Genomic DNA, 9,920 nt, shown 5'->3' on the forward strand with positions numbered 1-9,920 from the left:
GTTGCGCAGATATTGCGCAATTAAAATTATATGTTATCTTGTATATACAACCAGGGAGTGGTTGATCAATTTTGCAAGGACGCAATCTATGAAAAATACAGACGCTCTTTCAAGGGAAGAAAAGTTACTTTTGCTTTTACAAATGTTCATTGAGAGATTAAAAAAATCAGGTTTTGCTCAGGACAAGATAATTAGATATATCTGGCTATTCTGTGTGGGCTACTACATTAAGTACTACCTTCCACAATGTAAAACAGATCTTGCAGATCGTTTTACGATCATATCTATGCTTTCAAACGCTCTGAAATCGAGTTCTCCAAGAATCATTCAGCACCTTGGCTATGAACATGAGATCACGTTTTTCTTTCGCTTTATGATTCATTATGCCATTGATAATGAAGAAGAGGCGGAAAATATTTATCGTGAGGAAAGGGTAAAGTATGAGAAAGCGATACTGTTGAAGCAATTTTTCATTACTAAATCAAAGCGTAAAGGAAGGCGGATTTGAAAAATTTATTATCTAGGCTATATGCAAGGTTATACTTTTGTTACGAGCCAATTCAGTGCATAATAGCTTACCCCTAATTTTACAGAAATGGCGAAAGCAATGGATTTAATGGCATCAGTTAATGAGAATATTTGGACGTACTTTATTATCATATTGATTTTTATATTATTTATTTTCACTTTAATATTGATATTAAAATTCACACTTAAACTATCTAAAGAAGAGCAAACAGAGATAGCTAAGTCTTTTTTTAGCGGTATGCATGTAAAAAGCACTGCTGCAAAAATAATAAAATCAGCAATATCAATGCTTCTTATTTTGCCTGATTTTAAAAAATCAGGAAGAACAGATGAAAAAGACGGAAATAAAATAGTAAATGATTATTTATGGGATGAGTATGCGAGCTCTAAAAGAATAAGAGTTATCTTTATAAATCTTTTTGTCGTTTTTACTATGTCTGTCATAGCAGGTTTTATATGGCTGGATAAACTTGAGGTTGGTGTAAGAGTCACAATCGGTTGTATATATTTCGGTTTCAGTCTTTTTGTATTATTTATTATAAAGTCATGTTATTCAAGATCTGCAGTGATTATATCCATTATGGAAGATCAAAGTAAGAAGGATAATGTTTTTGATTTTATAGTTAAATATAAAAAAGAAGAGCCACTAAATGAATTTGATATCGCCATGATTAAAATGATTACTACTTCTAGAGCAGAAAGGGAAAAGTCAGCAAAACATCCTTATGAAATAATTTTGAAAAATATTCAAGGTAGCAGCCTTAGCTTTGATAAGAGTAAAATAGAAATTGGTAAAGAGAAAAAAGAAATCAAAAGCTAAATCATGCTTTTTTAATTTAACTGAATTATTGTCTATAATTATGAAGGGTTTTATGGGGGGTAAGCTAAGTATGTTGTAATATTCAAGTGATACTGTAATAGATTTTATATTATTACAAAAAGAAGGATGTTAAGAAGAAAAAGCATCACAACTTGTTAATTTATCAAAAATGCTGATTTTAAATAAATCGAAAACCAGAAGTGATGCTTGCTTTGAAATTTTTATATATCACCTGACAAACTTGCGGTTAATTCTGAGAAACCACTCCCAGATTGTAATTTACTCCATATTTCTAAAACTTTTTCTCTATTAATGTTTAACCATGCAGAAACATCCTTATCATATTTATTTGGTAATGAACCCTCAAGTCTTTCGCCTGACTCGATCGCATAGCTAGCAGCATGTTTTTTATTACCGTAATCAATATGAATATGTGGCAGTATATGACCTTTCTCTTGATAAATTTTTATCTTCATATCTTTTCTTTTAATCAAAAGTAGTTCCATACTATTACTGGAACGGGGCCTTGATTCTGTAAGGAGGTCCTTTTCAGCAAAGGATCTTTGAAGATCGTTAAATTCGTTTTTTAGATTCATGATAGATCTCATTTTTCTTATGAATATTTTATTTAGACTTCAGCGAATCTAAATAGCATTCTTTTATCTGCAATTTTACGTTATCTGCAAGTTTAATCACTGGTTGGAGTATAGATAAACGATCTCCTTTTCTAACTGTTCCATTTTTAATAAGTTCAGGTGAATATGTTTCAATCATCATAAAACAATTTTCAAAATACTTCTCAATTTCTTTGTCTAAGTCTTTTTCATTTTTAGAAAAAACAAATCTAAATGAATTAATAAACTGAAAGTCGTTATGAAGTTTTCTAAAAAAACTTATGTCATTACGTAGTTCAGTGTTTTTACTATAAAAAATTAATAATATTTTTTCGGATAAGGGGAAGAAATACATATCGTAATTAATAACGGGAGGGAATACTTCATATATTATCTCTACAGTTTTTTTATCCGTTTTATTGAAAGTCAGTACAGGTGCATCTCCAATTATAAAATTTTCACCTTCATTTGCGAATAACAAATGTGCGTTTTTTTCTATAAGTATATTAATGAGCAAATCTGTATTGACAATAATACTGTTTAAGTAATCAGATACAGGATCTTTTTTAACGATTGTTATTTCTGGATGTATCTGGTCTTTAATGGTTTCTTCGAAGTTTAATATATTGTTTTTTGTGCTTGGAGTCCTGATTAACTGAGAGGCTATGTATTTTAATAGTTTGCTTTTTTCATTATCATTTAAGTTTTCTAAAGACCTGTCCTTAATGATTTTTTGTATAACTACAGGGGCGTCGGAATCAATTTTGTCAAAAAAAATTCTTTCTAAAGATATTTTAGATTCTGGGTACTGGTAAAGAAAGCTTTTTACGGCTACTTTTTTAATTATCTGTTTCTGTTTTCTTTCTTCCAGTTTAGAGTACCAAAATATCTTTTTGTTATTAGAGAAATTTTTTAGTATTCCTTGAGGGATATAATGGTTATTTTTATCTTTTTCGTTATTCATATTATAAGTCTTAAATTTTAAATCATTAATATCTTAGGTGGGGTGTAGCCCTTTACATCCACTTAAATAAAGGGCTGTATTCTTAAATCATCAATCAGACTGTTATAAATTAACTAAGATTTATTTAGCTGGTTTAATAAAATTTACTTACAAGATCATCTACATGATCACGTGCCTCTTTATATCTTTCTTTAACAACATTAATTATTTCGCCATTTGGCATTTGATAATGGGTCTGAGCTGGAAGTTTAAACAGTGGAATCCCTAGACTGGCAGATACTTTACCAGAAGTATGGAAATCTTTTACTTCAGAAAGATACTCTTCTGCCCAAATTTTCATAGTGTTTATTTGAGTGGCTCGAGGGCTAAATAAATCAGGGAAATTTGAATATTGTTGATATGCGAAAGCACAAAGCGATTCTTTTATTGAGTCATATGCTCTTGCTACTCCTAAATTAGAAGTGTAATTATTAAAAATAAACCTATCAAGTTTCGGTAAAGTTAAATCGTAGTTAGTAACTTGACTATGAAAAGTAACAAATTTTTGTGCATAATTTTGCGCTGCTGCAGATGGGTAGTGACCATATAAAAGCATCATAATTCCTTTCATACCTTCAAGGGAACTATAGTCTGCCATCATTGGCACTATAAGCTTATCAGATGAAAGCAATGCCATTTGCGTATATATTGAAAAGCTTGGGTTACAGTCAATAAAAACAACCAAGTCTTCATATTCATCAGTATCATGTTCAAGCTGGCATAATCTGCGTATTGCTGTCATATATTCACGCCATGCAAATCTATTTGCAGGATTTATAACAGCATAATTCAATGCCAAAGTTAAGGATTCTAGAAAAGAATCCCCTGCTATCAAGTAAAGATTTTCGCTGATTTCAGTGTTATAACGATGCACCGGGACTTTGAAAGATCTTCTAATACTTGTAAAGTCAGAGTTTCCGTCTAAAACCCAATCGAGGAATCCCACTACGTTTCTTCTTGTTCTTGATGACTGTAACTCTTGGTTTGTATTATATCCATTGTCGCCACCACCGAGTAAATATTGAGAAATATTAGCTTGAGGGCATAAGTCAATTACAAGCACCTGAGTGCTAGGATTTTCGTCAGCGAACTGAGTAGCAATATTAAAACCAAGTGTAGTCTTGCCTACTCCACCTTTATTATTATACATTGCGTATATTTTAACCGACATATTATGCTTATTCCTGTGTTTAATTCATATGATTTTATGTTAAACATTAGAGTACCTTATCATTTTTAATATCTCAATAACTGAAAAGAATTTAAATGAAAGTCTGGTAAAATATTTATCATTGAAATTCATTGAGTTGAACTTATTACACAGTTTTTGGTTAGTCATAAGCAAAGAAAATTTAAAAAAAACAGTTGAAAGTAAGTCCTTAAGTTAAATTTAAGATTTAAGCATTGGCATCATTCCGCCTTTTTACTTGTAAGATACATTCCATTGTCCCTCATTTTTTATAAATTTCATTTCTACTGTAGTATGCTTTTCGCCCATAAAGGGTAGCGTTATATCAGTATCCACTTTGCAAAGGTATGTCCCTTTTGCCTCTGTCTTCTTACAGGAAACCTTCTCAGCTTTGTTCAGAGTCGTGAGCATGTCTTTGCTGTTCTCACCGAACCGCTGTCTGGCTTGCTGGTTTGTATGTTCAATGTTGTCCTGCATAGCTTTTTTAATCTCAGAAGACGAGGGCTCGCTGTCACAGCCGGTAAGCAAAACTGCCAAAGACAGGACAGCAACTGTTGAAATTTTATTCATTTATTAATCCCTTATTTGATATTGATAACTATTGTGCTGCTGTGGTTTTGTTGAGTGTCTGATCAAAAATTTCACACCACTGCTTCAACTGCATTTCCGTATCACGGATCCCGCGTTCATGGTGGAACCGGCCTTTACGGGGGTGAAATTTGATCTGCCACTCCGGGCATTCAATATCTTTCACCTGGATAAAGAACCCTGAGTTCTCGAAGTTTTTAAGCCGTGTAAGGTTGTTGTGACCTTTAGCCCCCGCCATACCGACTAAATCAAGAGCTACGATTTCACCTCCAACGGCTAAGTGATATCGCCAGCCTTTGACGTCACTGAACTTGTAAGCTTTCTTGCGCTTACCAGCTTCCAGAGTCAGCAACTCGCGATTCGTATCAATGGTCATTTTGCTGTCCTGGAACTCATGGCTCCACAGACCGTTGTCATTGACGTTCAGCAGGTCGATAGTCGAGGCGTTAGCCCTTTTATGCGTGTATGACACATATGCCGTGAGGAGTAAGAAGAAGGCAGGTAATGTCCACATGAACAAAAATCCTGCAGTGTCCTTGGGATTTGAATTAGTCAGGATCCAGAAAATCACTACCACAACAATCCAGAATCTAATCGAACGAAAGAACGATGGTTTACGCACTTTCTGACCGCTCAAAGCCGCTGTGTCCATTTTATGCACCTTTATTTTTAAGTCGCTCATAACTAGCTGATTGGTAACTGCTTTTACGACGCATTTTTGAACGAGTTCAAAACTTAAGCAAATCACTTGTACCGATCGATGATCCTTATTTGATAGGTAATGACTATCATATATAGTTTATCGATCTGTAAAAACGATCAATTGTTTGTGCAAATAAGAACTTAGGCTGGAAAATTGCGTTGAGGCAGGAGGTTAACGAAAGGGCATTGTTATGCGCTCAGCCAGTATTTCGCTGTTACCTGGTAGTTCAGATAACGCAGGTTCAGCTGAGAGGACTGCATGAATTGTCGAAAATGAGGATTTTCTGTGGAGAAGTGTTTTGCCTGTCTTCTTCAGCATGTCTGTGAAAACGGCCAGGTAAGGAATGCTCAGTAGCCACTTCAATACCCTTGTCATGTAGTAGTCAGCACTGCTGGTTTGCTCGCATGCCATACGTGTAATGCTGAGGGGAGTTTGCGCTTTGGGTATCTCTGACGCTCTGGCTCTATGTTCATACATAGGAGGAGGTGTACCTTCGGATTCTAAAGCAGCTGGTAATGACGGTGTAATAGCTACCTTAGTAGCTTCTATATCTGAATCACTCGTCTCATTACCTCCCATAGCTGAAGCTTTCAAAGCAAAGAGCAGAGGATTGTCACGTTCAGGCTCGTAGCGAAGCTTCTCTTGCAGGTTAGCCCATGAGTATGTCTTCCCCAGTTGGGAAGCTTTGAAAGCAATTCCTCCATATTCGAATGAGAAACCATTCATGCGTCCTGTAGAGGATATGTTGGGAATGGGCGTAATGCCGTTCTCCTCAATAGCTTCAACGAAGCCCGAGATATCATTGGCACTCGTAAGGATCTCGTCGATAGTGTTTTGTAAGAACGTCTTGGCCGTTGGCTGACCTTCACGCTTCTCCTTCTGTTGCTCGCCACGTGATAGCTTCTTGCGCTTTCTGGCAGGGCAAGGGCTATGCGAAGGAGAGGGGCCTTTAGTTCTTGTCAGGTCATGCGCTAGCTCAAGCTCCTGAATTACTCTCGTGCTGATCAGGTTTTCATTCCTTCCCAGATAAAGCTTTCCTCCGATAAGGTCTACTCTACTGGCAATGATATGAATGTGCTGGCCGGCCTCATCGTCATGCATGACATAGCAGCGTAGGTGCGTGTCACTGAACCCCATGCGATTCATATAGTCGTCGGCAAACGCAGCCCATTGCTTCGCTGTGAGGGACTCACCCTGTGACAGGCGAAGCGAGTTATGCCACACCGGTTTGACAACGTCAGGGCGAAGTGAAGTAGAAGCGCTGAACTCAACGATCAACTCAGGAGCTGAAGCGCCCAACATGTTCCCGCCGATAACAACCGGATCAGTTTTATGATGTGTTCCGGGTTTCAATGCGTATAGGATAACCCCTGTGAAGCTCTTACCTCGTTTGATTTTCTGCATACCCTTCATCGGGTTTGCTCCATATGTCTGCATCGATTATTTTCTGGCGAAGCTCTTTCAACTCCCGCTTAACTGCGAACAGTTCTGTAAGTGTGAGCTTGCTGTTTTCGCTTTTGCTATCGATATGGGCAGCGATACGGGTTAGCCTTTGTGATATCTCAGATATTACTTTCCATGCTTCGATATTAATGGGTGGAACAATAGGAGGTAGTCGGTTTAGCAATGCCATACGAAGCCATTCGCCTTTGCTTCTAGGACCACGTTTGGTATTAAGGTGTTGTAATTCTATATTGTTCAGTCTAACACTAACACAATAGGTGCGGAGGAATTCTGAGGGGAACGGGGATTGTGCTTTTAGATGTGTTGGGTTTGTGACAATATTAGGCACCGATTTTTTTTCCATATAAACTCCTTTTTATATGACTTCAATTGATATACTTATAGATTACTTTGTTTTATTGTCAAGACAAGAAATCTCATTATGCATTTCACATAAAGCTGAAGTTACCTCGAGCTTTATGTGAATTAGAATTGCTTATAGGGTTTTCTATTATTTTTATGATGTATATATCTCCGCCATTCTTTAGTGAGAGATTTGTTATGTATCTTATATAAATATGGTAGGGCATTAGGTGCTTTTTCTATAGCCGCATTATAATCCGACATCAATAGTAAAACATCTGCCTCTAAATAATTTCGGCCATCAATACCTTCGATTCTTTCAAAAATATCAGTAATAGTTTTAGTTGCATTAAAGTATGAAAGCATTACACCAAAATAATCAGAGGATAATAATAATATCAATAATGCAATTAAAGTTCGCGCTATTGAAAAAATGGTTGGGGACTGAAGAGTCGCTGAGGAAACCCATCCAATGATAATAAACAACAATAATAATAAACTTAAGAACCCTAACATTATTTTCGCGCTGGTTTTTTGCAACGCACATGTCCAATATGATGACTCTTCTATCATTTCAGTTAGGCGTTGATACCCTGGCGTTTTTTTAGTTGAAAAATATGTATCAATAGAAAGATTTTTATCATCAATCGATGCTGTGAAATTTTTATAGATAGAAACATTTTGCTTATTTGAAAATGCTCCGTTAAGGCCATTTTTTATTAACAGAGCACGCCGGGCTTGATCACCAGCTTGTCGATGGCGTTGTTGTAAATGATCGAACCTAACCCAAAATATAGTTGTAATTACACCCAAAAAAGCAACTAAAAGAAGAAAAAAATTATCATCAATGTAAACTGAGGAGGCAGATAAAATAGCTAAGAAAAATTGTGTTAGCATCATTTTAATCTGATACTTCCCGGCCATGTCTAGCTCTGCTCTTTGATGTGACAAAAGATTGGTAGCATCATATAGAGAGTATTCTTTTCTTAATATACTTGATATGAAATCAGACTTGCCGGAAGTGTAGGACTCCAGATTATTATGATGTTTCTTTATTAATTCTGATTTGAGTTCGCTATATTTTTTTTTGAGACTTTCATCTTCATTTAGAATGTCACGAAAAAGAGACATATCAGTCCCCCACCTTGAAGTAGGGATGGTTATATGCAAATTAATTGCCTCAATGCTGTCACACTGAACCGATTTAGTTAAAAAATATCTCGGAGTTTTATCGCATTGCTCAATAATTTTATAACCTAACGTGTCAAGATGCTGAAGTATGTCGGCAATATGACTCCATTTATCTACGGTCAGCAAAATATCTATGTTAGGCTTGGCTATAATATGTTCTATTGACGTTGAACCAACATGCTCGATGTGAATATTATAACTTGAACAAGATATATTGGTTCTAAGATTATCAGATTCATTCTTAAAGATGTTCCTCCATTTAGAACTCCAGGGAGTTAGAGTGATTTTCTTTTTATTAGATATGTGCATAGAGAGTCCATTTTCCTCTTTTAAAAACTCATCCAAATCTATTGGTTTTTATGAATTTTATCTATCTTTTTTAGGCGATATGGCCATCAAAATTTTATCAAAGAAGTTCTGAGCATCTCTTTTCTGACTAAAAGGAAGAAAAGCAAGGCAACTCTATGAAGCGGAGCTTCGCAGAGTTAGCCCTTGCTCGAATAAAAAGTCTTCTATTGACATGTGGTGTCAAAGTTGCTATGAGTGGATAATAAGAAATAAAAGGAGGTTGGATGAGGAAGTATATTTATTTAATGATCTTAAAAGTGTATGTATTGATGAGTTTGTTTTCAGGTTATATATTTATCTATAGTTCTAACCCGATTATGTACAAAGCCTCAATAATATTTTTAGCATTAGGGGTGACGTTATCACCTGCGATTATTTGGCTTGTATTCTCCATTAATGATGGCGTAAGTAAAAATTCATTTAAAAATCAGAAAAAATAAGGTTGCAACTACGATAAATAATTTATTTACCTCAGAATCTTTATTTTTTCGTTCAGCTTCTATCTTTTTTTCAGTTGACTCTTGCAAAAGTTTTGTAAACTCCTCATGCCGTGATTCAACGGCATCACAGTAAGAAATGCAACACTTCACTAAGGTAGTTATAGCTATGCTATATGTGATGATGAATATTAATAGAGGATCAATTTCTATTTTCGATTGAATCTCATTTAAGTAACCATCCTTTATTACAATATAGCTCACAGCAGTAAGAGAAGCTGAAAAATAAAGTATAAAATCGACAGCGGACTTAATAGTTTTTTTGTATTTGGGATAAACACAACGAGTAAAAGTTATTGCAATGAAAACTGGAAGAAAAAGTAATGCTGATTTTGTTCCTAATTTAAATTTAACAGCGATTATCGTAAGAAAAAAGCAAAAAAAAGCAACTATAATAAGAATCTTCTTTAAGTTATAAATCTTAGATTTTTTTTTCATCTTCTTCACCTTGGATGTAAAACTCTATACTCAGCTCAAATGCAAATGGGGGTAAGTGCTTCCGTTCAGCATGTATGCTTTAAAATTAACAGATCCGAGCGAGCTTAACTGGGGATCTTTATTAAGTGAGACACGAGAATGATATTCTTGTGTCTCAAGTTTCAGCGCATTTAGCGGCCTTAGAGTGCAAGCCAC

Annotated in this window: 11 protein-coding genes; 2 read left to right on the forward strand and 9 right to left on the reverse strand. The window is 35.4% G+C overall.

Annotated elements, in window-relative coordinates:
• Window positions 1–88: 88 nt before the first annotated feature.
• Window positions 89–508 carry a hypothetical protein gene (locus ACR8BN_RS06395; protein WP_346450876.1) on the forward strand — a complete coding sequence of 140 codons (420 nt, stop codon included), beginning with the start codon at window positions 89–91 and terminating at the stop codon, window positions 506–508.
• 99 nt (window positions 509–607) lie between these two features.
• Window positions 608–1,348 (forward strand): hypothetical protein, encoded by a 741-nt coding sequence (locus ACR8BN_RS06400; protein ID WP_346450878.1) that lies wholly within the window; start codon window positions 608–610, stop codon window positions 1,346–1,348.
• 221 nt (window positions 1,349–1,569) lie between these two features.
• Here ACR8BN_RS06400 and ACR8BN_RS06405 read toward each other — a convergent pair whose 3' ends face one another.
• The 9 genes from ACR8BN_RS06405 to ACR8BN_RS06445 form a co-directional block, all read right to left on the reverse strand.
• Window positions 1,570–1,944, reverse strand: coding sequence for a DUF4160 domain-containing protein (locus ACR8BN_RS06405; RefSeq protein ID WP_346450880.1), 375 nt, complete (start codon window positions 1,942–1,944; stop codon window positions 1,570–1,572).
• 28 nt (window positions 1,945–1,972) lie between these two features.
• A complete protein-coding gene (locus ACR8BN_RS06410; protein ID WP_434747426.1) occupies window positions 1,973–2,926 on the reverse strand; it encodes a DUF4238 domain-containing protein in 954 nt (317 codons plus the stop codon).
• Window positions 2,927–3,059: 133 nt separating this feature from the next.
• Window positions 3,060–4,136 carry a ParA family protein gene (locus ACR8BN_RS06415; RefSeq protein ID WP_143991437.1) on the reverse strand — a complete coding sequence of 359 codons (1,077 nt, stop codon included), beginning with the start codon at window positions 4,134–4,136 and terminating at the stop codon, window positions 3,060–3,062.
• Window positions 4,137–4,388: 252 nt separating this feature from the next.
• The gene (locus tag ACR8BN_RS06420; protein ID WP_143991436.1) at window positions 4,389–4,724 is read right to left on the reverse strand and encodes a hypothetical protein; all 336 of its coding nucleotides are present in this window, start codon (window positions 4,722–4,724) and stop codon (window positions 4,389–4,391) included.
• Between the two features lie 28 nt (window positions 4,725–4,752).
• The gene (locus ACR8BN_RS06425) at window positions 4,753–5,424 is read right to left on the reverse strand and encodes a DUF4755 domain-containing protein (RefSeq protein ID WP_143991435.1); all 672 of its coding nucleotides are present in this window, start codon (window positions 5,422–5,424) and stop codon (window positions 4,753–4,755) included.
• 192 nt (window positions 5,425–5,616) lie between these two features.
• Entirely contained in the window at window positions 5,617–6,858 is a 1,242-nt protein-coding gene (locus ACR8BN_RS06430; RefSeq protein ID WP_255473725.1) for a relaxase/mobilization nuclease domain-containing protein, read from the reverse strand.
• Complete coding sequence (locus ACR8BN_RS06435; protein WP_255473724.1) at window positions 6,827–7,252, reverse strand: hypothetical protein; 426 nt, start codon at window positions 7,250–7,252, stop codon at window positions 6,827–6,829. Before ACR8BN_RS06435 ends, ACR8BN_RS06430 begins: the two co-directional genes overlap by 32 nt.
• Window positions 7,253–7,374: 122 nt before the next feature.
• Complete coding sequence (locus ACR8BN_RS06440) at window positions 7,375–8,751, reverse strand: GrpB family protein (protein WP_434747427.1); 1,377 nt, start codon at window positions 8,749–8,751, stop codon at window positions 7,375–7,377.
• Window positions 8,752–9,206: 455 nt separating this feature from the next.
• A complete protein-coding gene (locus ACR8BN_RS06445; RefSeq protein WP_434747428.1) occupies window positions 9,207–9,725 on the reverse strand; it encodes a hypothetical protein in 519 nt (172 codons plus the stop codon).
• Between the last annotated feature and the right edge of the window lie 195 nt (window positions 9,726–9,920).

Origin of the sequence: Pantoea sp. Lu_F5_004, assembly GCF_051136245.1 — a bacterium.
Classification (GTDB): domain Bacteria; phylum Pseudomonadota; class Gammaproteobacteria; order Enterobacterales; family Enterobacteriaceae; genus Pantoea; species Pantoea agglomerans.

Coding starts and splice junctions, on each gene's coding strand:
- ACR8BN_RS06395 (WP_346450876.1), top strand. CDS start 89: ATGAAAAATACAGACGCTCTTTCAAGGGAAGAAAAGTTACTTTTGCTT.
- ACR8BN_RS06400 (WP_346450878.1), top strand. CDS start 608: ATGGATTTAATGGCATCAGTTAATGAGAATATTTGGACGTACTTTATT.
- ACR8BN_RS06405 (WP_346450880.1), bottom strand. CDS start 1,944: ATGAATCTAAAAAACGAATTTAACGATCTTCAAAGATCCTTTGCTGAA.
- ACR8BN_RS06410 (WP_434747426.1), bottom strand. CDS start 2,926: ATGAATAACGAAAAAGATAAAAATAACCATTATATCCCTCAAGGAATA.
- ACR8BN_RS06415 (WP_143991437.1), bottom strand. CDS start 4,136: ATGTCGGTTAAAATATACGCAATGTATAATAATAAAGGTGGAGTAGGC.
- ACR8BN_RS06420 (WP_143991436.1), bottom strand. CDS start 4,724: ATGAATAAAATTTCAACAGTTGCTGTCCTGTCTTTGGCAGTTTTGCTT.
- ACR8BN_RS06425 (WP_143991435.1), bottom strand. CDS start 5,424: ATGAGCGACTTAAAAATAAAGGTGCATAAAATGGACACAGCGGCTTTG.
- ACR8BN_RS06430 (WP_255473725.1), bottom strand. CDS start 6,858: ATGAAGGGTATGCAGAAAATCAAACGAGGTAAGAGCTTCACAGGGGTT.
- ACR8BN_RS06435 (WP_255473724.1), bottom strand. CDS start 7,252: ATGGAAAAAAAATCGGTGCCTAATATTGTCACAAACCCAACACATCTA.
- ACR8BN_RS06440 (WP_434747427.1), bottom strand. CDS start 8,751: ATGCACATATCTAATAAAAAGAAAATCACTCTAACTCCCTGGAGTTCT.
- ACR8BN_RS06445 (WP_434747428.1), bottom strand. CDS start 9,725: ATGAAAAAAAAATCTAAGATTTATAACTTAAAGAAGATTCTTATTATA.